This window comes from Biomaibacter sp. TOL, from assembly GCF_059717795.1.
The window spans coordinates 2,896,322-2,918,133 of the sequence record NZ_AP046092.1 but is presented as its reverse complement, the minus strand read 5'-3'; the positions used below and the strand labels follow the sequence as shown (position 1 = coordinate 2,918,133).

The window sequence follows — 21,812 nt, the reverse complement described above, 5'->3', positions numbered from 1 at the left end:
CCAAATCAATGATAGCGCATCATCGCTTCATAAATCATTTTGATAAACCTTTCCCTGTCGATGTCAAAAGCCACATCCACATTTTGCTCTTTATTCAAAACATTGTAATAATCCACGACAGTCGCTCCGGTGGTAAATTCTCCGCTGGTTTCAATATCCACATGGAGTTTTCTGGTGGTAATTATGGTGGAGTCGATTACCCAGGCCACCGCACACGGGTCGTGCAGCGGGCTGCCCTTGAACCCGAAGCGGGAATGGAATTTGCCAAAGAAATCCAGAAGTTCGGCCACCATTGTCGCCACTTTTCTATTCATTTTTCTCAAAGTTTCTACTTCATCCTCGTATATCTGAGCCTTGTGGGTGACGTCCAGGCCGCACATGGTTATTGGTATGCCCGAATTGAATACGATGCTTGCAGCTTCCGGGTCTACCAGAATATTAAACTCCGCCGCAGGGGTCCAGTTTCCCCCAAAGCATGCCCCGCCCATGAGAGAAATTCTTTCAATGCCTTCTTTTATCTCCGGGTGGGAAATTAGAGCCATGGCGATATTGGTAAGAGGGCCCGTGGGAATAAGGGTTAACTTTGTATCGCTCTTCTTGATGGTGTCGACTATGACATCCACCGCACCCCTTTTGCTCGGTTTGAGCTTTGACGGCGGAAAAGTCGGCCCATCCAGCCCGCTTTCTCCGTGAACTTCAGGGGCGATTATGAGGTCGCGCATCAGAGGTTTTGCCGCTCCCGCGGCCACTTCCACTTCTATCCCGGCGAAATCCAGAACGTTCAGGGCGTTTTTTAAAGTCTTCTCCAGCGTCTGATTGCCGGCCACCGTTGTTACCGCCTTTACATCCAGCACGTCGCTGGCAAATGCCAAAAGAAGCGCTATGGCGTCGTCATGGCCCGGGTCGCAGTCTATAATTACAGGAATTACAGGCTTTTTCATGCTTTAACTTCCTTTCTTACGGTTTTTGCACCGGCCCTTTGAGTTCTGCGGCTCGCATATATTGCAAGGCCGATGATTGTGGTGATATACGGTATCATCTGGACAAACTCTGCAGGTATCCTCAGGGACTGCAGTGAATTCGACAATGCATCGGCAAATCCGAACAAGAGCGACGCCAGGAAGGTGCCTATCGGAGTGGCCATGCCCATGGCTTCCGCCGCCAATGCGATGAAGCCCCTTCCAGCCGTCATGTCCCTGGAAAACCACGATACGTATCCCATCGACATATACGCTCCGCCGAAACCGGCCAGAATGCCGCTTGCAATGAGCGAAATAAATTGAATCTGCCTCACGCTAATACCCACCGAATCCGCGGCATCGGGATTTTCCCCAACAGCCCTTATCCGAAGTCCCAGCGGCGTCCTGTAAAGAAAATAGTATACCACAATTACTGCAATGAGAGAAAAATACGTCATAACATTGTGATTTGACAGCACAGGCCCCAACACGGGAATTCTGGAAATCAACGGCAGCTCAATCTGCGGCAGCACCTTGCTCGCCAGAGAAGCGGAAATGCCCTTGTCATGAGCCACCAGATACAGCACAAAAACGGTTCCTCCACTGGCCATCAGGTTGAGGGCTATGCCGCCGAGGATTATATCGGTCTTCAGATAGAGGGAAAAATATGCCAGTATGGAAGACATGAAAATCCCGGCTATTATGGCGAACAGCAGCCCCGCCCAGGCGCTGCCCGTATATGCGCTGAATATCACTCCGGTCAGGGCGGCGGCCAGCATGGTGCCCTCCAGGCTTATGTTTATCACACCGGCCCTGTCCGATATCAGGGCAGCCAGAGCCGCAAAAAGAATGGGCGTCGTCACCCGAAGGACCGCATATCCGAAATTTGTTGAAAAAATGATATTCAAAAGATTATCCATCTATCTTTGCCTCCCTGACCACCATTTTGTGCCTCCAATAAGACAGGAACGCCTCTGCCGCAATCAGCATTATCATTACGGCCTGAATGACCGATACCATCTCGCTGGGCACGTCGGTCATCCGCGCCATGAGATCCGCGCCTATTCTCATGTAAGCCAGAAATACGGCCGCTACAGGAACCAACAGCGGATTGTTTCTGGCAAGAATCGCCACTATGATTCCGTCAAATCCGTACCCGGGCAGCGACTGCCACTGGAATCTCTGATACATGCCAAGAAGTTCCGTGGCGCCTCCAATGCCGGCGATCATACCACCGATGATCTGGGAATACAGAATCACCATGTTCGTGTTGATACCGGAATAATCGGCAAACTTGAGGTTGATGCCGGTCATCCTCAGGGCGAACCCCCAGCGGGTCCTGTAGAGAAAATAATATACCACGATGACGGCCAGAATGGCTATAAACACACCCGCATGAATCCTGGTGCGCGGCACAAATTGAGGCAGATTTGCTGTGGGATTAACCGTGTAGGATACCATGGCCCCGGCGTACGGATCCCGCAAATAATAGTTGATGAAATATATCCCCAGGTTGAACATTATATAGTTCAGCATCAGCGATGATACAAGTTCGCTTGCTTTCCACCTGGCTTTGAGAAAAGCCGGGATGAAATTGGCTGCCCCGCCCACGATTCCTCCTGCCGCGATCGCCACCAGCGGATGCATCACGGGCGGGAGTTTGAATTTTATACCGATAGCTGCAGCGGCCACCGCTCCGATGAAGAATGAGCCTTCAGCTCCCATATTGAACTGCTTAGCCTGAAACATCACGCTCACGGCAAGGCTTGTGAATATCAGCGGAATTACCATCTCCAGGACATTTCCGAAATGTCTGAAAGATGAAATCGGCCCGAACAAAAACCTGTTTATGGCCTCAATAGGTTGTTTGCTGATGAAAAAAATTATTATGAATGCCATAATTATGGCAATCAACACGGCAATGACGGTCCGCAGAAATTCAAACAGCGTGCTTTTTTGCATAGAAAGCTCCCCCTATCTCCTCCGCACTTTGCCTCTTGACGCCCAGCATGTAAAGTCCCATTTCCTCTTCAGTGACCTTTGAAGCATCCGGGAAATAGGCCACGATTTCGCCGCCATACATGACCAGGATGCTGTCGCTGATCTCCATGACTTCATTCAAATCCGCGGAAATCAAAAGTATCGCAGTGCCTCCGTCTCGAAGCTCGATGAGCTTTTTATGAATGAATTCTGTGGCCCCCACGTCGATGCCTCTGGTGGGCTGATCGGCGATAAGAAGCTTTGGATTTGAAGAAAACTCCCTGGCCACAACCACTTTTTGAATATTCCCGCCGGAAAGCATCTTAACGGCAAGCTTCGGCGTGCTGCACTTGACCGTATATTCTCGGACAAGCCTTCCGGTAAGCTCGCTTAATTTTTTAAAATTGAGGAAGATGCCGGTGTTATACTCTTTCTTATAAAATCTGTCGGATATGAGGTTTTCGCCAATGCTGGCAGTTCCCGCCACGCCATATGTCATCCTGTCTTCGGGAATGTGGGACGTGCCGAGCTCACGAATCTGCTTTATGCTCAGATTATTTACCAGTTTGCCGCCGATATATATTTTCCCTTCCTGGCAGGCTCGAAGGCCCGTGACTATTTCCACAAGCTCCCTTTGTCCATTCCCCTCGACGCCGGCTATGCCCAGTATTTCTCCGCGGCGGACGCTGAAGCTTATCCTTTTTAAAATGTTTTTTCCATAATCATCGGTGTAGCTCAGGTTCTCTACATCGAGCACCACATCTCCCGGCCTGCTTTTTTGCTTCTGCACTTTCAGGATGACGTCCCTGCCCACCATGAGTCTGGATATCTCTTCTTCGGTGACGTCGGCGGTCCTGTAGACTCCCATGTTTTTGCCGTGCCTCATTATGGTGACCCGGTCCGATATTTCTTTAACTTCTTTTAACTTATGGGAAATGAAGATTATGGTATGGCCTTTGTTTTTCAAGTGAACGAGCTCCGAAAAGAGCTCCGTAGTTTCCTGAGGCGTCAAAACCGCCGTTGGTTCATCGAGAATCAATATTTCGGCGCCTCTGAGCAGCGCTTTCAATATTTCGACCTTTTGCCTCTGTCCCACGGGCAGATCGGCTATTCTGGCCCTGGCGTCCACCTTCAGATTATACTTTTCCGAAAGTTTTTCCGTTATTTCAACGGCTTTTTCAACGTCTATAAAACCCCTCCGGCTGGGTTCCATGCCCAGAACAATGTTCTCGGCCACCGAAAGGGAAGGCACCAGCATAAAATGCTGATGGACCATGCCTATTTTATGCTTTATCGCTACCTGAGGCGAGGAGATGGTTATTTTCTCGCCTTTTAAATATATGGCGCCCTCCTCCGGATGCTCCAGGCCGAAAAGAATCTTCATAAGGGTGGTCTTGCCTGCGCCGTTTTCGCCGACCAGGGCGTGTATTTCTCCTGCGTCGATGGAAAAATTAACGCCTTTATTTGCCACAATGCCGTTGGGATATACTTTTGTGATGTTTTGCATTTTCAGTATTTCATCGGGCATATATATCCCCCTATTATAATTTTGAGTCAGGATAGGTGAGCCAAGGGGTTGAGTCAGGGGACGGTTCCTTGACTCAACAAAGTGAGTCAAGGAACCGTCCCCTGACTCAATATCCCCCCGACTCAACCCCCTGACTCATTGACTTTTTTTCGGAATTTGCTCGCTTACGGTTTGACCGAATTTCTCAACTCGTTCAATTTAGCTGTATCCATTCCGAAAGCGGTATCGACTTTGATTTCGCCGCTTGCGATTTTATCTGCCAAGTCTTTCACTTCTTTTCTTATATCTTCAGACAAAAGCTTTTCATAAAACTCGTTGTCCGCAAGGCCGACCGCTTCTTCTTTAAGGCCCAGTTCTTCAGACTTGCCGAACTGCAGCGTGCCTTCCTTGTACATCTTCACGGCGCGCAGAAGCGAGTTGTCCACTCTCTTTAGCGCTGATGTGACTATGAGGTTTGCCTTTGCCGGATCCGAGTCTTTGAATATCATAGCCTGATCCGAATCCACGCCGATGGCATATTTGTTTTTATCCTTCGCCGCATCCAGTTGGCCGAGGCCCGCCTGGCCCGCCACATTGAAGCCTATGTCCGCACCCAGGTCATACTGAGCCAGCGCCATTTCCTTGCCCTTTGCCGCATTGGAAAAGTCTCCGATGTATGAAATGGCAACTTTTATGTCAGGATCGGCGTATCTGGCACCCTGTATATATCCTACTAAAAAGTCATTGATTACAGGCGTATCCATTCCCCCGAGGAAGCCTATAATCTTCTGGGGATTGGCCAGCGGCATCTTCGAATTGGTAACCCTTGCTGCTACCACACCGGCCAGGAACGAAACTTCGTTCTGTTTGTAAAGTATGGAATAAACATTGTTCAGGTTGCCTTTGCTGTAATCCACGCTGCTGTCAAAAATGAAATATTTCTTGTCCGGATATTCGGGCGCAACCTTTTGCAGTATCTCCGTCATCTGCCAGGTGCCCACTATGATGATGTCCCAGTCCTGCTCGGATACATCCACCAGTGTGGGTTCCCATTTGGTCTGGTCGTAACCCATTTCAATGACCTTGGTTTCCGCTCCCAGTTCCTGCTTGATTAGCTCCATTCCGTGATTTGCGGAGTCAAAAAACGACTTGTCTCCCAGATTTCCATTTAAGAGAAGCACGACCTTAAGTGGTTTTTCCTTCGGCTGCTCCTGGCCCGATTGCTGCTCTGACTGTCCCTGATTCTGCTGCGACTGTTGACCGCCGCCGCAACCGCTGAGCAGCAATGAAAGGACCAACACAAAGCTCAATGCAATAATAAAATACTTTTTCACACTTTCCCCTCCCATTTTAGTTTAACGTTTTACGAAAACGTTTAATTAAATTATAGATAAAAAAAGTTTAACAGTCAATAAAAAATTTTAAATAACAAATTACATATTTATATATACATCATGAATTTTGCATCAGTTGAATTTATATAAAATAAAGGATATTTACAAAATACTCGTTAATTGATATGATAGGAATAAAGAGGATAAAATGCAGATATGTGTAAAAATAGAGAGAAACCTTTTGTCGTCGAACGGTATTCATGTTTTTACACCATGCTGGGGGAAATAAAAGAAGTAGGGGGCTATTGTTAATACTCAAATTTAAAAGGAGGTTGAACAATGGCACAATTGATCGGCATCGATGTCGGGTATGGCTTCGTAAAGGTTACTGACGGCGAGGCTGGCTACTCTTTTCCGAGCGTGGTGGGCGAAGGCCATACCAAACCGACTTTCAGCACAAGAGCAGACCAATTTTCGGCAATCGATCATCTTAAAGTAGGCATAGGTAAAAAAATTTATTTTGTGGGAAAAGCTGCCATTAGACACTCCAGGTTTGTTTATCGGGACCTCTCCTATAATCGTTCCGTGGGAGAAGACTTTGAAATCCTCTTTTTCAGCGCGCTGAGCTTCTTTTCCGGAGGGGCGTTCAACGAATTCAACGTGGTGACTGGCCTTCCTGTGGAAAGGATGCACATGGCTGACAGCCTGGCAAAAAGGGTCAAAGGGGAGCGCTCCATAACCCTTTTCAGTGAAGGCGGCAGCCGGGATATTCGGCTGAATGTCAAGGACGTGGAAATCGTCCCTCAACCGTTGGGAACCTACTGGTCACTTTTTTCCCACCCCCTGGGGCTTGATGCTGCCGCTCCTCCCGAAGGCCACATAGGCATTCTGGACATAGGTTTCAGAACTACGGATCTTGCTGCCATTGAGGACTCCGAATACATTCCCGAAAAAAGCAAATCGCTGACGGTGGGCCTGGCTACCGCTTACAGCGAGATAGGGCTGAGCATCGCTGCCAGGTATGGACTTGAAAAGGAAAGCTATTCACTGGACGGAATAGTCATAAAACGCAAAATCAATGTAGCGGGAGAATCCATTGACATCACGGATATCGTCAACGATGCCTTCGAAAAGCTGGCTACCAATATTCTGGTCGAAGTCAACTCCCAGTGGAGGGTTTCGGATTTCGACAGCATAATAATAAGCGGCGGCGGGGGACAGGCCATAAGCCAGTACCTGTTACCTCAGCTTTCTCAGGCAAAACTTGTCTCCGACCCCATAACGGCCAACTGCCGCGGATACCTGGCCTGGGCCAACCGGCGGTGGAATCCTCCATCCCGCGTCGGGCAGTCACAAGAAGAGTATATACCGCAGCCTTAAGGTGATCTGTGTGAACAGGAATATATTGGAATTATTTGACAATCTCCTGCATCCGGAAGCCCAACCCCTGGAAAACTGCGGCCATATGGAAATCTGCGGAGCTTTCACCGGAGATATCCTGAATGGAATGGACGTATTCGTCGCCCCATCGGGCTATATAAAAGGTAACATAAAAGCCGGAACACTAGTAATCGCCGGAAAGGTCCATGGAAATGTCCAAGCACACAGCCTGGTCATTCACTCTTCCGGCGAGCTTATATACAACAAATTGGTTTACAGGGAATTGCTGGTGGAAGAAGGAGGCGTAATGTTCTGCGCAAATGATGCCGCCGACGCTCACGGGATGCCTGCAATATCCCGGGCACCGGCAGCCGCAGCGTCAGAAGATACGCTGAATACTCAAACATCGTCACAGCCGGTAATTCATGAATCAGCGGCGGAAGAAACTCTGCCGCAAACGCCTGATATGGAGGAGGCTGCATCAGGAATACCGATGGCCGGAAAAACTCCGGCCCGGGTACCGGTTGTGGCAGAAAAAGAATTGCATTTTCAGAGCAGTTTTTAAAGCCGCCTGCTGCGGGCCTGCAGCAGACGGCTTTTTTCAACAAAAAAAATTCCGCCATCTTCTAATCCGCCATGTCAATCTCGATCCAGAATTCCACACCGCCTTCTACGTTTGCTACCCCATATGCGTTTTTATGCGCTTCCTGGATGGCCCTGACTATGGACAGGCCAAGGCCCGTGCCTCCAAGGCTCCGCGTCCTCGCTTTGTCAATCTTATAAAAGCTTGCCCAGACTTTATCCAGCGAATCCTCCGGAATGGGCATTCCCGAATTGTAAACCGAAACCCTTATTTTGTGATCAACCGGCTTTATAGTGAGTTTAATGGCTTTTTTCTCATCCACATGGTCTATGGCGTTATTCATAAAATTTACGATAGCCTGCTCAAATCTTACCGGATCGGCAAAGGCCGTCATTTTTCCTTCCATTTCCACATCTATGCGAATATTTTTTTCCTTCAGCACCGGCTCATACTTTGAAATGATTTCATCTATAAGCTGAGTGACATCGAAGAAAGTTTTATTGACTGAAAACATCCCCGATTCAATCTGGGAAAGATCCAGCAGGTCCTTCACCAGGGCATCCATCTTCTCCACTTCTTCCATAATAACGTCGCAGTAGAAGTTTCGCTTTTTTTCGTCATCAGCGATGTTTGTCTTCAAGCCTTCCGCATACCCCTGAATCAAAAAGATCGGCGTCTTGAGCTCGTGAGATACGCTGGATATGAATTCGCGCCGCATCTTATCCAACTGGCGCTCCCGGTCGATATCCTGTTCCAACCTTCTGTTCCTGTCGTTCAGCTCCCCTATGGCCTGGCTGAGTTTGTGCGAAAGGTGATTTATACTGCGGGACAATTGCCCGATTTCATCATTTCTGTCGATTTTCAAAGTCTGCGAAAAATCCAGCTCGGACATCTTCTTCGTGATCCTGTTCATTTCTGTGATGGGACGGGTAAACCTGCCGGAAATAAACAGCGCCCAGATTCCTGTTATCAAAATCGTAATCAATCCGATGATCGCCGTAAAATCGTTGGATACAGAGGCGCTTTCGGCTATTCCGGCCATGGGCACCCACACCAGAAGTATCAGGCCGCTGTCCAGTTGAACCTGATATCGCAGGGTGTTTATTTTGAAATTCGGGTCTTCTGTAATTATGAAAAATGAATTTTCGTCATAACGCTCCCATTCCTTTATATTTCTCCTGGGCGGCCCCGGAGCCCTCAGGTCCGGCACGGAGTTCGGGCCGGGCGGTGCATTCGGCTCTTTATCCAGCACATAAAAAGGGCTGGCGTTAAAGCCAGGTCTGGGCGGAACACCGCGATTTTGTTGATTCGGATAATACAGTGTTCCGTCGGAAGTCCCTATGAATATTGTGCCGCCTATGCTTTTTTCAAGAGTGTTTATTTCATATATCAGATTTTCGTCATCAAAATCGGACGCCTTTGTTTTGCCGGCAATCAGAGTTGAAAGTTTCCTGCCGGTTTCGATAAGCGTGTTTTTTTTCTGGCTGATGTAATATTTTTCGGCAAAAAAAGTATTGGAACCGTATAAAAGGACTGCAAACAGAACAATGTTTACGGTCATATATATCAACAGCTTGAAGCGAATGGACAAATTCATAATTATCCCTCAAATCTGTATCCGAATCCTCTGATTGTAGTAATGGCGTCGGCCCTTTTCCCCAGTTTTATTCTCAACCGATTGATATGCGTGTCTACCGTCCTCAATCCGCCGTAGTAGTCATATCCCCAGACTTGATTGAGCAATTGTTCCCGGGACACTATTTTACCTCTATTCTCAACCAGGATCAATAAAAGCGAATACTCTTTCGGACTGAGGGAAATTTCATTGCCGTCTACCCTGACCACATGGGAAGCGTCATCGATTTCAATGCCGTCAAAGGTTAACACATTATTTTCGGTCTTCCCCCTGTCTAGTCTTCGAAAAAAAGCATTGATTCTGGCGATTAAAGCCGTGGGCTTCACGGGTTTTTTTACATAATCATCCGCACCTATCTCAAACCCGTGGACTTCGTCGAAATCTTCGCTTCTCGCGGTAAGCATGATGATCGGCACCTGCGACACCTTCCTTATCTCCCTGCATACCGTCCAGCCGTCAAACTCGGGAAGCATGACGTCAAGGAGAATAAGGTCGATGTCTTTTCCCGACTTTTGAAACATTTCCAGCGCGTGCTTCCCGTCGGGAGACTCCAGCACATTGTAACCTTCCCTCTCCAGGAAATCCCTCAAAAGTATCCTTATTCTGTCTTCGTCATCAACTATCAATATAGTTTTCTTCTCCATCCGATACCACCCCGATATCCATATCCTGCTTGTCTTTCGCATAACCATTATACCACATTTATCCCTCCAGTCCAGATTGATTAAATTGAGTCAGGGGACGGTTCCTTGACTCATCTTGATGAGTCAAGGAACCGTCCCCTGACTCACTCGAGAATCGCCTCATTGTTCACAGTTTTTTAACAAAAATAACATAATTTCGTGACATTTTCGATACTGCTTTGTGAAAAATCAGGGTTACAATAAAGCCGTAAAATCAAAAATCTTACATGAAAGGGGTAGAAATTCATGAATCAAAAGCTAAAAATGATTCTGGGTTCCATTTTGATTGGAGGGATGCTGCTGACAGCCGGCGGCACCGTATTTGCGGACAGCAACGCTACCGGCGCTTCCGGCAGTCAGAAATCGGCGATGGATGCGGCGGGCAAAATGATGCCCGGCAGGATGGGCGGCCCGATGGGCATGGGTATGTTCGGCCCTATGGATCGCAGTGATAAGGCTGACAGTAAAGACAACATGGAAGATATCACAAAAAGTCTCGTAGAACAGGGTATCATCCCACAGGAAATTGCAGATAAAATGACGGCCTATATGGAAGAAAAGGCTGCCGAAAGAAAAGCCGAAATGGAAAAAGTGCAGAGCATGACGGAAGAAGAACGCAAAGCTTACTTTGAAAGCAAAAAAGACTCTAACTCAAACGGTAGAAAAGATTTTATGTCTGAAATGGTCGAAGCGGGGATACTGACACAGGAACAGGCGGACGCCATAAAAGCGTATCTTGAAGAACAGGCACAGGCAAAGCGGGAGGAGCAGCAAAAGCAACAGCTAGATAATCTAGTTAGCCAGGGATTGATTACCCAGGAACAGGAAGAAAAGATAATAGCATACTACCAAGAGCAAGAGGAAGCCCGCCAGGCCGAAATGGAAAAAGTGCAGAGCATGACGGAAGAAGAACGCAAAGCTTACTTTGAAAGCAAAAAAGACTCAAATTTAACAGCAAAGCCGGATCCCATGCAGGGATTGGTTGAGGCAGGCATCCTGACACAGGACGAAGCTGATGCCATAAACAAATACTATCAGGAACAAATGAAGGCAAAGATGGAGGAAGCGCAGGCAAAGCGGCAGGAAGAAATTGAAAGTCAGTTGGACAGCCTGGTTTCCGCAGGAACTATAACCCAGGAGCAGAAAGAAAAAATACTGGCATATTTGAATGAAAAAGAAGAAGCTCGCAAGGCCGAAATGGAAAAAGTTCAAAATATGACGGAAGAAGAGCGCAAGGCGTACTTTGATGAAAAGAAAGAATCAAAGCCCGAAAAAGGCGCAGCTGCCGATCCTCTGCAGGAACTTGTGGATAACGGGACGCTGACGCAGGAGCAGGCTGGTGCGGTGGCAAAAGCACTGTTCCAGGCAAGGGACGGAGGTGGGCCGCAACAGGGGGCGGAAGAGAACGCTTCAAATTAGATATATTAAGGAATAAAAAGACAAAGTATTTTTATGAGGAGAAAGGGCTTCAACGATAAAAATAAGGGCAACACCAAAGAAGGGGACGATTTGAGTCAAGGAACCGTCCCCTGACTCAAAAAGAGCGCTTCCCGGGATTAACCCAGGAGGCGCTCTTTTACTTTTTGTATATTGACATTAACCGAGTAATATAATATAGTATTTTTTGTAAACCGTAATATTAGGGAGGCAAATTTTATGGATATAGAAAAAATGGCCGATTTGGAGATGCTTTTGAGGGAAATAAACCATCAAATAAATCTCTACACCCGTTGCTTCCTGAATGAAAAGGGCATCACCATGTCGAGGTTCTGGGTAATGAATAAACTCTCTCTTGATAAGCCCATCACAATGAAAGATTTGCAAAAGCAGCTGCTGCTGGCACCTGCTACGTTGACGGGCCTTATAGACAACCTTGTGGAAGACAATCTTGTAAAAAGATGGCGGGATGATAACGACAGGCGTCTGGTCTATCTTACTTTAACCCCTGAAGGACACAAATTATTAAACGATATATTGCAATATCGCATATCGATATTCGAAAAATCGCTAAAGAATTTTGGCGAAGTAGATATAGAGAAAATAAATGATGACTTGAGATTGATTTTAAATCGCATCAAAAAAACGGCAGACGAATTGCCCTGATGCAAAGGAGGGTCTATATGCCGTATTCCATAGAAGTAATAAATTTAAGAAAACGCTTCGGCAATTACGATGCCGTAAACTGCATCAATTTCAACATAAATGAAGGAGAAGTCTTTGGATTGCTCGGACCGAACGGTGCCGGCAAAACCACTACCATCCGCATGATAACAACGCTTTTGCCTCCGACATCCGGAGAAATTAAAATAGCGGGCATAGATGTAAAAAGAAATGGAGCTTTAGTACGAAGATTGATAGGATATGTTCCGCAGGCACTTTCGGCAGACTCGACATTGACCGGATACGAAAACTTATTATTTGTTGCAAAGCTATTGCGCCTTCCGGCGAGAGAACGGAAAGAAAGAATCGATTATGTGCTGGATATATTGAATTTAAAAGACGCGGCAAACCGGCTTGTGAGAGAATATTCCGGCGGCATGGTGAGGCGGCTTGAAATCGGGCAGGCAATAATCCACCGCCCGAGGATATTGATACTCGATGAGCCCACTGTGGGCCTTGACCCCGTAGCAAGGCACAATGTCTGGGACGTGCTCAACCTGTTGCGAAAACAAACCGGCCTTACTATATTGATAACCACGCATTACATGGAAGAAGCCGAGGCCATCTGCCACAGGGTCGCCATCATGAACAGAGGGCAAATAGCCGCCCAGGGCACGCCCGATGAGTTGAAGGCCCTGACAGGCAACAAAGATGCCACGCTTGAGGATGTTTTTGTATTCTTTACGGGCAATCAACTGGAAACCGGAGGGAATTTCAGTGAAATGCGACAGATCAGAAAGCGCATCCAGCGCTTTAGTTGACATTAAACAATATAATCCATCACCCCTATCAACTTTTACTGCATATTTAGCCAACTCTTTTACAATCGCCGAAATGGAAATAAGAAAATTAAGGCATGACCCTACAGAGCTCTTCACCCGCGCCATTCAACCGGTTTTATGGCTGGTGATTTTCGGCCAGGCGCTTTCCCGTGTGCGGGCAATACCCACAGGCAGCGTGAACTACCAGACATTTATGGCCCCCGGAATACTGGCCCAGTCCATGATGTTCATTTCCATATTTTACGGCCTGAGCATAATATGGGACAAGGATCAGGGAATACTTCAAAAACTCATCGCTATGCCTGTGCCTCGGCCCGCATTTGTAACCGGCAAGGCTTTCGGCGCGGGAGTTCGAGCAGTAAGTCAAGTCATAATCATCCTGCTTCTTTCTCTGCTTATGGATATAAACTTTCGCTGGAGCATATACGGCATATTCATGAGTATTATCACAATAATATTCGGCGCCATCATATTCTCATCGCTGTCCATGGCCCTTGCGGCAATAGTAAAAAGCAGGGAGAGGTTTATGGGGATAGGGCAGGTGATAACCATGCCGCTGTTTTTCGCCAGCAACGCCATATATCCGATCTCCATAATGCCCCACTGGCTTCAGATACTTGCACGGATAAATCCCTTAAGCTATATTGTGGAGCTTTTAAGGGGCTACCTGATAAACGGTAATGTTCCAAATGCAGGATTCGATTGGCTCGTCATAATATCTGTAACCGTTATCATACAGATCATAGCCGCAAGTTTATATCCAAAAATCGTAACGTAAAAAAACAGCCCGTCTACAGGATGAACTGGCTGTCAGCTTGGCCGAATATGTATTCCATTACAAAAAATAAATAAGGACATTTGTATCTATCAGCACTTTTTTGTCCTGTTTAATGTGGTCAATCAAGACGTTTATTCCCAATCTTCTCTCTCCTTTTTAACATACTCATCCATCTCTTCAGCGCATTTGCCATGTACAAATTTACAATCCTGGACTTGCTTCATTTTTTTATGTTGAAAATATTCTTCAAAACGGCTGGAACTGAGTTATCTTCAATTTCTCTGTAAAGTTCCTTTATATATTCAACCTCTTTCTTCAAGCCTTTAGATTCCAGGTATGAAACATATCGTTCAAAGAATTCAACACTTGAAATATCATCAATGCTTTTGACTACAATTCCGCTGTCATCTACCGACTGCGGCAGGCTGTTGAAATACTCGGTCAAAGAATGTAGAAAAATGTTTTTAATTGCATAAAAGTGCTCGTCGGTTAAGAAGGAAAAAAAATCTCTGATTTTGGATAGTTGGCTTTTAAAAACTTCATCATCAGCCTTTTTTTCCGCTTCAGCTATTGTCTCATAAATACAGCCAAACACCTTTTCGAAAATGATTTCTTCCTGCAAGAATTCATCCGCAGCATCATAAAAATAATTAAAAATATTGCTATTATCATTTAAAACATTGCCGGATGCAGCATCAAAAAGCATCTTTACAGTTGCTGCAAAAAACTTCAGGAAAAATGCATATATTGTGTAGAACGGGAACCTGAAACTAAGCTTGCCGTCCATTATCTCATCCAAATCATCCCGAACATCCTCCATCGCCCTGGCACCCATATATTCTGCAAACACAGGATATTCGGCATTTATTTTAGAGAGTTCATTCATGTCATCCTGATTCAATTCATCTTTACCGTCAAATATCTCTTCCAATTTCTCCTGTGCTTCGTCGATTTCCTTTAAACTGGTATGTAAAATGGGAAGCATAAATCCATAGGCAAATTCGGTTAACAATCCTAATGAAATCCAGTGAAACACATTTTTGATTTCTTCTTCGGTGTATTCATCCGTCCGCAAGGAGTATGCCACTTCTAACAGATAATCCTCAGGTGATAAGCTGCCGATAATTTCATCCATGATAGATTCCATCTCATCATCATCCGTGTCAATATCCATATCTATCAGCAGGGAACCCGGTATTCTGACATATTTCATTCCATTCTTTTTCTTCAGTATTTTTTCAATGGTTTCTATAAATTCTTCTGAGCTGACTGTAAGAACCTGTTCCTCCTCTTCCCATGCCTGTAAAATTATTTCTGCCAATCTTTCAATATCGGTTTCTGCTTTGGCTTCATCCGCATCCAGATCAGCGCCGTACATTATACTGATTATCCGTAAAAACTCCCTGCCTTCTGCGGTAACGGCAACCTCCTTTTCAATAGCTTTCATAAGGCCCGCTTCAATTTTTTCCACCTTCGGAAGACAGCATTTCTTGTATTTTTTGCCGCTTCCGCACACACACTCGTCGTTTCGCTCAACATTGAAAACCTCAGATGGCATTTGACAACCTCCATAATTTTAATATAAGCCACTTTGTTTTTCATCTTATCAATTATTTGTTTTTTTGTAAATATGTTTTTCTGGACTCTGGTTTGAGTTTATGGTAAAATAGTCCAACGGGAGGAATGATATAAATGAAGGTAGGCATTGTCGGCGCCGGTAAAGCTGGAACACTTTTTCTAAATACCCTTTCAAACATCAGCGGCGTTGATATCATCGGAATAATGGACATTAACAGCAATGCACCGGGATTGAGATTTGCAAAGGATCGCGGCATACCAACTTTTACCGATCTTGCAGCCTTAATGCAGAATGATATGGATATAGTGCTGGAGCTTACGGGCCGTGATGAGGTGCTGGAAAATATACGAAGCATAAAAAGCGAAAAAACCCATATCATCGACTCCAATGCCGCAAAGCTGGCGCTGCTGCTTTCCGAGCATCAGCAGACATTGAATGAAAAACTTAAGAATTATATAATTCACATTGAAAACTTATTAAAAAATTTGGGGAAAAATATATCTGAAATAAACCAAACCGTAGAAGCCATCAATGATACATCAAAACGGATTATTGACTCTGTATCCGATTCCCTCGACAGCATTAAAAAAACCGATCAGATAATAAAACTGATAAATGACATCACAGCCCGCATAAAGATACTCGGCATCAACGCCTCCATAGAATCCGCCAGAGCCGGCGAACACGGCAGAGGGTTTTCGGTTGTGGCCCAGGAAATAGGCAAGCTTACCAGCTCCAGTAAAGATGCCACAGCCGAAATTATGGCCATAATAGAAAAAATGACGCAGGACATCACCAATATATCCGAAATCACAAAAGCTCTGGACCAGATCTGCCGTCAGCAAACTCAGGTGGCCGTATCGCTGGAAGAGGACAATCAAAAGATGGAGCAAATCCTCCTGTCAGAGCAGGCCTTATCTTGGGAAAAAGCTCCCCATACACTACAGTAGAGCCGTCATAAATTATATTTTCTTCTCCCACTCCCAGGCTGTCTTTATGATAAAACTCAGGTCGTCATACCGGGGTTTCCAGCCAAGCTTTTGCTTTATCTTGGTGGAGCCGGCCACAAGTTCCGGGGGATCGCCGGGCCTCCTCTGAGCATATTCCACAGGAAAATCCACTCCGGTAACCTTTTTTGCGGTATCTACGACCTGCTGCACCGAATACCCCTGACCGTAACCGCAGTTGAAAACATCAGACACACCGCCTTCCAGCAAATACTCAAGAGCCAGCATATGGGCATCCGCTAAATCCATCACATGGATGTAATCCCTTATACAGGTGCCGTCAGGGGTGGGATAATCGGTGCCATAAACAAAAAGCTTGTCCCTTTTCCCGCAGGCGGCTCTCACACACATGGTTATGAGATGTGTGGCATCTTTCTTGGTTTCCCCTATCTTTCCTGACGGGTCGGCTCCAGCAACATTGAAATACCTCAATGCCACATATCCGAAATCTCCTGCCAAACAGGAATCTCGAAGGATTCTTTCCACCGCGGCTTTGCTTTCGCCATAGGGATTCACCGGGCAGAGCGGCGTATCCTCTGTTATTGGCATCTTTTTTGGTTCACCGTAAACCGCAGCCGTAGATGAAAAAATGATCCTTTTTACCCCGCACTCTCTCATGGCTTTAAGCACGTTTATAGCGCCGCAGGTATTATTTTCGTAATATTTTAAAGGTTCCTTCACAGACTCCGGCACCACTATCTTTGCTGCAAAATGCATTACAGCATCGGGCTGAAAGTCATCCATAGCGGCCTTTATTTTTTCAAAATCCAGTATGTCTCCCCTCACCAGCCTGCCATACAGTATGTTGCCAGCATTTCCAGAGGAAAGGTTGTCGTAAACCACAACCTCGTTGCCCTTTTCTCCCAAAAGCTTAATCACATGGCTTCCTATGTAACCCGCTCCTCCCGTAACAAAAACCCTTGCCAATTTTTTCTGCCTCCCAAATTTTATCCTTAATATATACACTTTTAATGTTATAATCTTACCACCCATAAGGATGATTTTCAATAAAATTTTGCACCTTCCCGGGCGGTTTTTAGGATGTCGGCCTTATATTTATAAAAGCCGCGTTTTTTTGCGCGGCCAAGATTATTTCCCTGGTTTGAATCTGAAATTTTCTCGGCAAAAAACTTATTTGCTCTTGCTTTTGAAATTTACATCATCATTTTTGGCTCTACTTTTCCGGCGAGCAATAAACCCCGGCCGCCATGCATATATTCTGGCATGGGCTTCACCACTCTTTACGCCCTATCCGATGAATTGCATCAGGCTTTCGTTCCAGGCAGAAGCGCATCCATACGGGACGTGATCCTAGATTCAGCCGGAGCGTTGACTAATCTTCGGTTGGTGATTATAAAATCGCCTTTTATCTTCTTTAAACATTGCATTCAAGGCATCGTCCAATATCAAAATAGCTTCTTTTCAGCAATACATCCGCACGGTCTCATTAACTCATTGGTTATTGTTTTTGGTTAGGGGTCGGGTTGCTTTTTCCTTTTTCAAAAATAACTTTCCCAACTCTATCTATATGTTCTTTTAGTTCTTTATGGCTAAGATGGGTATAATCTACAATATCAAAAAAATACGGCAATGGCCCCTTTTCCTCTAACATGGCATGAAGAGCTGATACAGTATCAAAGGTGATATTTTCACCATAAATCCCTATATCCACATCTGACCCCGGTTTGTAATTTCCCTTGGCCCTTGACCCAAATATAACAGCCTTTTCTATTTCATGAAATTTTTTTATGGTATCAATGATGTACTCTATTTCAAATTCCCTTAATCCAAAATTCATAACAACTCCCCTAGCTTAAAATAAAGCTCTTTAATGATTTTATAATATTTTTCCCTTATTAGCTTTTCAACTTCCATTGTTCTTTTTTCATCATAAGTATGTGCCATTAAATTCCTTTTTTCCAATGCATCAATCCATGTATGCCCATCTGTAATTAGTTGTATTTGAAAGGCTGTTTGTATTACGTTTCTAGGACTTTTCACATCAAAGCCCTCTTGTTCTAAGTAATCTTTCATAGTTTTCCAAGCCAATTCAAAAGTATATTCAAAACATTGTATTAATCCTTGAACTTCAAATTTGTTTAATTCATCTTTTTCTATAAATTCCGTGAACTGCATCACAGCCTTTTTAAAATTTTCAAATCTCTGTTTCCACCTAACATCAATACTCATCTATATCACTTCCTCTATAATCTTTTATTTTCTTGATATTTCTCACTCATTCGTTTTTATTTTACTATTTATGTTGTGGCTTTGCAATAAGTAAGATTTGATATTATAGAACATTTGTTCTCTTTTATTATATAATCTTATTTGTTTTCCGTCAATGGGGATTGGAATTTTAGGTTATTATATATGAGTGTAAAAGTTACAGTTGTGGTTCAGAAAGAGGAAAACTGGTACGTCGCAAATTGGTACGGGATGCAACCCATGTCCCAGCAGGCAGCAGCAGCTACCCATCCCGGCCATCAGGTTATTGCTGCAATAAGGCAAAGGAGGTAAGTAGTAAATGAAAATGCTTGCAGACCCGGTCATCAGGTTATTGCTGCAATAAGGGGAAATATGCGAGCTGATGATGTGCTTACTTTGGATGCGATTACAGTTTTGCTGAGCAGTCACAAGGTATTTTCTTCCATAGACATGATTCATGTTTTAGGCAATCACAAGTACATGGGCGATGACGGCTCAAAAGAAGTAGCCATCTTCGGCAACCCGAAGAACGGCCCGAGTGTAAATCCCGCTGGCTGATATTCGGTAGATTACGGCAATATGCATATAGCTGTTATAGGGTGGACAGAAGACCCAAATATCATGCAGGGTGAACTTGAAGTCTAATACTTTGGACAGTTTGGCCTTAAAAGTTTCATCCGTCCGGCCACATGTCGAAGTTATAAACAAAACTGATTGCAAGCAAAAATAGGCTTATCTGGCCAACATTATCAAGAAAGCCGCACTTTTTGCGCGGCTAATATTTACAGGGTTTGATTACCCAGAAACCTTTCTTTTATAATATTAGCAAATTCCAATATATCGCTTAAATTTTTTTGAAGGATAGCATACACAATTTCTGGTTGGACTCGTATATAATCATGAACAATAACATTGCGAAACTGAGCCATTTTTTTAAGATTCTCTTTCAATCTTTCATCCAAGATCTTTTGTTCAAAAAGTACTTGGAATACATCTTTGTTGTCAACTGGCTCTCGATAACCTTCGTAAGAAATAATGTGGTTTGCAATATCTAAACATGCTTCAACAGCCATATGCAATGTTCTTTCAACATAGCGGCGAACTACTTTATCATGTGAAAAGTTTTCCCAATTAACGGTCTGTCTGGCTTCATCAAGATCACTGCAATATTCCTCCAAGACGGTTAATCTTCTGACTATTGTCTCCGGCTCAACCATTTTTATATTTCCTGCCCTTCTCTTCTAATCTTTTCAAAGCCTGACTGTGGTATAAGTCATAAAAGCGTTTCTTATCAAAGTATTTTCTTCGCTTTTCGACTTCGAAGGATACTCGCCTTTCAATGTCTCTGTCAAGAACAATTTCCTTGTTCAGCATCACTTGATGAACAAAATACAAATCGGCATTTTCCAGGTCAACAATATCTACTTTTGTCTTCAATATATCTTCCAGATCATTAGCAAACTCCAATTTCCTTTCAAAGCGATGCAACAAAGATAGCCCCCTAATGAACAAAACAGCAATATCTAAATCACTGTTTTTAGTTGTTTTTTTCTTTACAACTGACCCAAACAAATATACTGTAGAAACATCATCTTGCTTTGCAAAATATCTCATTATGTCTGTAATACATTCCTTTTTATCCATAATCAAACTTCCTTAAAAATAATATTTCCAATTAAGAGTATCCATCTTATCAACTCCATCATATCAATTATTCAATTTTTTGTAAATAGCATGGAACATATGTTTAATGAAACAAAATGTTTCTTCATTACCCCGCAATTTTTAATACATTCAAAGCAAAATTTGTTATTTTCATACTTCTTCTATTAACCATTTCCTTATCTTTTTTTCTATACTCTGGTTTCCGCCATTACTATCCGTATATTCGTCCGCATATCGCACAAACAGTTTACCTCGTTCCTTTTTTATGTCGGTAACAAGCCCTTCCAACCCAGAGTGGGCAAAGAAGTTCCTCTTGTCGGGGGTCTGTCTTTTATTTTGGCTATCGTAAAATGTTATAAGCAATTGCCATGCAAAATCTTGAGCATTGTTTTCGGTCTTTTTTTCAGAATTTGATACTTCATTTCCCAGGAAAACTCGGTTTAATTTTATATCAAACAAATCATAAACTCCTTTAGATTCCTTATCCTTAATGTTTCCGTTTATATCAATATGAAATTTTTCTTTTATTTCATTCAGGCTTACACCTTTATCCCTATCATACTTTTTAAATCCATAGAAATCTAAGACTTCAGCCAAACCGGCATAAAAACCCAGCGTCAATATTACTTTTGAATAGCTGGTTTTTTCCAGCCCGGGGGATTCTTTATAAGAAGCATAAAGCCGCAATTTCATATCCGCCAGCAGTTGCTCAAAAACTCCGTCTATCTCTTTCCAAGAATGAAAACCGAAATGATATACAGCCAAAGGAATATTATTCCTTATAGCTGAAAATATGATTGCAAACCTTTCCAGCAATTCCTTCAGCTTTCGCTTTTTCGACCTTTCTTGTTCATAAATTTTTTTATCAATACTCATACGAACATTACTTTCTAAGTCATCCCTGCTAATTGGAGACGTAAAAAATGCCTTAAATTCCATTTTTTCCTGATGTATATCATACTCTCTTGCGGACCGGCCCAATATAGGATCGGAAAAGGCGAGCCAAATTTCCGGTCTTTTGGCTATGTCAATCCAGTTTCTCAAACCCGCCCATGTGCTGAAAAATCTCACCGCTTCAAGGATAGCCGAAACAAAAATATTGTGCCCGCTGGAAATGTCTACATATATCCTCTCCACTTCACCGGCAATATACCTTTCCATCATGTCTAAAGCTATTTCAAACACAATATCATTAAATTTTCCACCGAATTGTACTCCTGCATATTCTCCCGTGGAGTGCACTACAATAAAATCATCCGTTTCGCTGGAATAAGGCATTTTTTCGAAAAATTCCGCTGGATTTTGCAGATACTCGCTTCCTCTGCTTGATATTATATATTTTATTCTTTCTAAAAAATCCCTGTCATCAAAATTTGCATCCTTAACAGTGGTATTCAATGGCAGGCTTACTGGATATACAAGGACCACCTTCACGTCATCGCCGCTTTCCCGCAAGTACTCCTTCAATGCAAAAGAAGAAAGGAGTTTTGTTTTCATATGGCCGTTTATTTTAAACCTCTGCAATTCGAACATATTCCTGTCCACTCTTCCGATCTGATATATCATACTCT

Annotated in this window: 23 protein-coding genes; 9 read left to right on the top strand and 14 right to left on the bottom strand. The window is 44.1% G+C overall.

The genetic code is table 11. The annotated features are described in order from the left end of the window. Window positions 1-5: 5 nt before the first annotated feature. The 5 genes from AC6I1H_RS14445 to AC6I1H_RS14425 form a co-directional block, all read right to left on the bottom strand. On the bottom strand, window positions 6-941 hold the full coding sequence (locus AC6I1H_RS14445; protein ID WP_497738227.1) for a nucleoside hydrolase: 936 nt from the start codon (window positions 939-941) through the stop codon (window positions 6-8). Further along, complete coding sequence (locus tag AC6I1H_RS14440; RefSeq protein ID WP_497738226.1) at window positions 938-1,879, bottom strand: ABC transporter permease; 942 nt, start codon at window positions 1,877-1,879, stop codon at window positions 938-940. Before AC6I1H_RS14440 ends, AC6I1H_RS14445 begins: the two co-directional genes overlap by 4 nt. Then, on the bottom strand, window positions 1,872-2,921 hold the full coding sequence (locus tag AC6I1H_RS14435; RefSeq protein WP_497738225.1) for an ABC transporter permease: 1,050 nt from the start codon (window positions 2,919-2,921) through the stop codon (window positions 1,872-1,874). The genes AC6I1H_RS14440 and AC6I1H_RS14435 overlap by 8 nt, the downstream gene beginning before the upstream one ends. After that, the gene (locus tag AC6I1H_RS14430; protein WP_497738224.1) at window positions 2,899-4,467 is read right to left on the bottom strand and encodes an ABC transporter ATP-binding protein; all 1,569 of its coding nucleotides are present in this window, start codon (window positions 4,465-4,467) and stop codon (window positions 2,899-2,901) included. The genes AC6I1H_RS14435 and AC6I1H_RS14430 overlap by 23 nt, the downstream gene beginning before the upstream one ends. A 164-nt stretch (window positions 4,468-4,631) precedes the next feature. After that, on the bottom strand, window positions 4,632-5,780 hold the full coding sequence (locus tag AC6I1H_RS14425; protein WP_497738223.1) for a BMP family ABC transporter substrate-binding protein: 1,149 nt from the start codon (window positions 5,778-5,780) through the stop codon (window positions 4,632-4,634). 339 nt (window positions 5,781-6,119) lie between these two features. Between AC6I1H_RS14425 and AC6I1H_RS14420 the strand changes: the two genes are divergently transcribed. Both AC6I1H_RS14420 and AC6I1H_RS14415 read left to right on the top strand, forming a co-directional pair. Then, the gene (locus AC6I1H_RS14420; RefSeq protein WP_497738222.1) at window positions 6,120-7,160 is read left to right on the top strand and encodes a ParM/StbA family protein; all 1,041 of its coding nucleotides are present in this window, start codon (window positions 6,120-6,122) and stop codon (window positions 7,158-7,160) included. Window positions 7,161-7,170: 10 nt separating this feature from the next. Beyond that, window positions 7,171-7,725 (top strand): polymer-forming cytoskeletal protein, encoded by a 555-nt coding sequence (locus AC6I1H_RS14415; RefSeq protein WP_497738221.1) that lies wholly within the window; start codon window positions 7,171-7,173, stop codon window positions 7,723-7,725. Window positions 7,726-7,786: 61 nt separating this feature from the next. Here the strand turns inward: AC6I1H_RS14415 and AC6I1H_RS14410 are convergent, their stop codons facing one another. Both AC6I1H_RS14410 and AC6I1H_RS14405 read right to left on the bottom strand, forming a co-directional pair. Continuing rightward, entirely contained in the window at window positions 7,787-9,340 is a 1,554-nt protein-coding gene (locus AC6I1H_RS14410) for a HAMP domain-containing sensor histidine kinase (protein ID WP_497738220.1), read from the bottom strand. Between the two features lie 2 nt (window positions 9,341-9,342). Next, window positions 9,343-10,023 (bottom strand): response regulator transcription factor, encoded by a 681-nt coding sequence (locus AC6I1H_RS14405; RefSeq protein ID WP_497738219.1) that lies wholly within the window; start codon window positions 10,021-10,023, stop codon window positions 9,343-9,345. 285 nt (window positions 10,024-10,308) lie between these two features. On the opposite strand from AC6I1H_RS14405, the gene AC6I1H_RS14400 reads away from it, so the two are divergent. From AC6I1H_RS14400 to AC6I1H_RS14385, 4 genes are all read left to right on the top strand, one after another. After that, window positions 10,309-11,481: a hypothetical protein gene (locus AC6I1H_RS14400; RefSeq protein ID WP_497738218.1), complete on the top strand. Its 1,173-nt coding sequence runs from the start codon at window positions 10,309-10,311 to the stop codon at window positions 11,479-11,481. Between the two features lie 237 nt (window positions 11,482-11,718). Then, a complete protein-coding gene (locus AC6I1H_RS14395; protein ID WP_497738217.1) occupies window positions 11,719-12,165 on the top strand; it encodes a MarR family winged helix-turn-helix transcriptional regulator in 447 nt (148 codons plus the stop codon). 17 nt (window positions 12,166-12,182) lie between these two features. Then, window positions 12,183-12,983 (top strand): ABC transporter ATP-binding protein, encoded by an 801-nt coding sequence (locus tag AC6I1H_RS14390; RefSeq protein WP_497738216.1) that lies wholly within the window; start codon window positions 12,183-12,185, stop codon window positions 12,981-12,983. Continuing rightward, entirely contained in the window at window positions 12,940-13,782 is an 843-nt protein-coding gene (locus tag AC6I1H_RS14385) for an ABC transporter permease (RefSeq protein ID WP_497738215.1), read from the top strand. Before AC6I1H_RS14390 ends, AC6I1H_RS14385 begins: the two co-directional genes overlap by 44 nt. A gap of 220 nt (window positions 13,783-14,002) precedes the next feature. Here the strand turns inward: AC6I1H_RS14385 and AC6I1H_RS14380 are convergent, their stop codons facing one another. Further along, window positions 14,003-15,340: an SEC-C domain-containing protein gene (locus AC6I1H_RS14380; protein ID WP_497738214.1), complete on the bottom strand. Its 1,338-nt coding sequence runs from the start codon at window positions 15,338-15,340 to the stop codon at window positions 14,003-14,005. Between the two features lie 134 nt (window positions 15,341-15,474). On the opposite strand from AC6I1H_RS14380, the gene AC6I1H_RS14375 reads away from it, so the two are divergent. Further along, window positions 15,475-16,311, top strand: coding sequence for a methyl-accepting chemotaxis protein (locus AC6I1H_RS14375; protein WP_497738213.1), 837 nt, complete (start codon window positions 15,475-15,477; stop codon window positions 16,309-16,311). A 12-nt stretch (window positions 16,312-16,323) separates the two neighbouring features. Here AC6I1H_RS14375 and galE read toward each other — a convergent pair whose 3' ends face one another. Then, window positions 16,324-17,295 carry a UDP-glucose 4-epimerase GalE gene (gene galE / locus AC6I1H_RS14370; protein WP_497738211.1) on the bottom strand — a complete coding sequence of 324 codons (972 nt, stop codon included), beginning with the start codon at window positions 17,293-17,295 and terminating at the stop codon, window positions 16,324-16,326. Between the two features lie 186 nt (window positions 17,296-17,481). On the opposite strand from galE, the gene AC6I1H_RS14365 reads away from it, so the two are divergent. Beyond that, on the top strand, window positions 17,482-17,844 hold the full coding sequence (locus AC6I1H_RS14365) for a VanZ family protein (RefSeq protein ID WP_497740814.1): 363 nt from the start codon (window positions 17,482-17,484) through the stop codon (window positions 17,842-17,844). Here AC6I1H_RS14365 and AC6I1H_RS14360 read toward each other — a convergent pair. Both AC6I1H_RS14360 and AC6I1H_RS14355 read right to left on the bottom strand, forming a co-directional pair. After that, window positions 17,828-18,166, bottom strand: a complete 339-nt coding sequence (locus tag AC6I1H_RS14360; protein WP_497738210.1) for a nucleotidyltransferase family protein — start codon at window positions 18,164-18,166, stop codon at window positions 17,828-17,830. The genes AC6I1H_RS14365 and AC6I1H_RS14360 overlap by 17 nt on opposite strands. Then, entirely contained in the window at window positions 18,163-18,558 is a 396-nt protein-coding gene (locus tag AC6I1H_RS14355; protein ID WP_497738209.1) for a nucleotidyltransferase substrate binding protein, read from the bottom strand. Before AC6I1H_RS14355 ends, AC6I1H_RS14360 begins: the two co-directional genes overlap by 4 nt. Before the next feature lie 390 nt (window positions 18,559-18,948). On the opposite strand from AC6I1H_RS14355, the gene AC6I1H_RS14350 reads away from it, so the two are divergent. After that, complete coding sequence (locus AC6I1H_RS14350) at window positions 18,949-19,134, top strand: hypothetical protein (RefSeq protein ID WP_497738207.1); 186 nt, start codon at window positions 18,949-18,951, stop codon at window positions 19,132-19,134. 224 nt (window positions 19,135-19,358) lie between these two features. Here the strand turns inward: AC6I1H_RS14350 and hepT are convergent, their stop codons facing one another. From hepT to csx1, 3 genes are all read right to left on the bottom strand, one after another. After that, entirely contained in the window at window positions 19,359-19,793 is a 435-nt protein-coding gene (hepT, locus tag AC6I1H_RS14345; protein WP_497738206.1) for a type VII toxin-antitoxin system HepT family RNase toxin, read from the bottom strand. Then, window positions 19,786-20,220 carry a type VII toxin-antitoxin system MntA family adenylyltransferase antitoxin gene (gene mntA / locus AC6I1H_RS14340; protein WP_497738205.1) on the bottom strand — a complete coding sequence of 145 codons (435 nt, stop codon included), beginning with the start codon at window positions 20,218-20,220 and terminating at the stop codon, window positions 19,786-19,788. Before mntA ends, hepT begins: the two co-directional genes overlap by 8 nt. Before the next feature lie 171 nt (window positions 20,221-20,391). Then, window positions 20,392-21,807 (bottom strand): CRISPR-associated CARF protein Csx1, encoded by a 1,416-nt coding sequence (gene csx1, locus AC6I1H_RS14335; RefSeq protein ID WP_497740813.1) that lies wholly within the window; start codon window positions 21,805-21,807, stop codon window positions 20,392-20,394. Window positions 21,808-21,812 lie beyond the last annotated feature (5 nt).

Bases quoted from the DNA above. Each gene is read 5' to 3' on its own strand.
- AC6I1H_RS14420 (WP_497738222.1), top strand. From the start codon at position 6,120: ATGGCACAATTGATCGGCATCGATGTCGGGTATGGCTTCGTAAAGGTT.
- AC6I1H_RS14375 (WP_497738213.1), top strand. From the start codon at position 15,475: ATGAAGGTAGGCATTGTCGGCGCCGGTAAAGCTGGAACACTTTTTCTA.
- AC6I1H_RS14395 (WP_497738217.1), top strand. From the start codon at position 11,719: ATGGATATAGAAAAAATGGCCGATTTGGAGATGCTTTTGAGGGAAATA.
- hepT (WP_497738206.1), bottom strand. From the start codon at position 19,793: ATGGTTGAGCCGGAGACAATAGTCAGAAGATTAACCGTCTTGGAGGAA.
- AC6I1H_RS14380 (WP_497738214.1), bottom strand. From the start codon at position 15,340: ATGCCATCTGAGGTTTTCAATGTTGAGCGAAACGACGAGTGTGTGTGC.
- AC6I1H_RS14400 (WP_497738218.1), top strand. From the start codon at position 10,309: ATGAATCAAAAGCTAAAAATGATTCTGGGTTCCATTTTGATTGGAGGG.
- AC6I1H_RS14440 (WP_497738226.1), bottom strand. From the start codon at position 1,879: ATGGATAATCTTTTGAATATCATTTTTTCAACAAATTTCGGATATGCG.
- AC6I1H_RS14355 (WP_497738209.1), bottom strand. From the start codon at position 18,558: ATGAGTATTGATGTTAGGTGGAAACAGAGATTTGAAAATTTTAAAAAG.
- AC6I1H_RS14430 (WP_497738224.1), bottom strand. From the start codon at position 4,467: ATGCCCGATGAAATACTGAAAATGCAAAACATCACAAAAGTATATCCC.
- AC6I1H_RS14390 (WP_497738216.1), top strand. From the start codon at position 12,183: ATGCCGTATTCCATAGAAGTAATAAATTTAAGAAAACGCTTCGGCAAT.
- AC6I1H_RS14410 (WP_497738220.1), bottom strand. From the start codon at position 9,340: ATGAATTTGTCCATTCGCTTCAAGCTGTTGATATATATGACCGTAAAC.
- AC6I1H_RS14405 (WP_497738219.1), bottom strand. From the start codon at position 10,023: ATGGAGAAGAAAACTATATTGATAGTTGATGACGAAGACAGAATAAGG.
- mntA (WP_497738205.1), bottom strand. From the start codon at position 20,220: ATGGATAAAAAGGAATGTATTACAGACATAATGAGATATTTTGCAAAG.
- AC6I1H_RS14445 (WP_497738227.1), bottom strand. From the start codon at position 941: ATGAAAAAGCCTGTAATTCCTGTAATTATAGACTGCGACCCGGGCCAT.
- AC6I1H_RS14350 (WP_497738207.1), top strand. From the start codon at position 18,949: ATGCGAGCTGATGATGTGCTTACTTTGGATGCGATTACAGTTTTGCTG.
- AC6I1H_RS14435 (WP_497738225.1), bottom strand. From the start codon at position 2,921: ATGCAAAAAAGCACGCTGTTTGAATTTCTGCGGACCGTCATTGCCGTG.
- AC6I1H_RS14360 (WP_497738210.1), bottom strand. From the start codon at position 18,166: ATGAATTTTGGATTAAGGGAATTTGAAATAGAGTACATCATTGATACC.
- csx1 (WP_497740813.1), bottom strand. From the start codon at position 21,807: ATGATATATCAGATCGGAAGAGTGGACAGGAATATGTTCGAATTGCAG.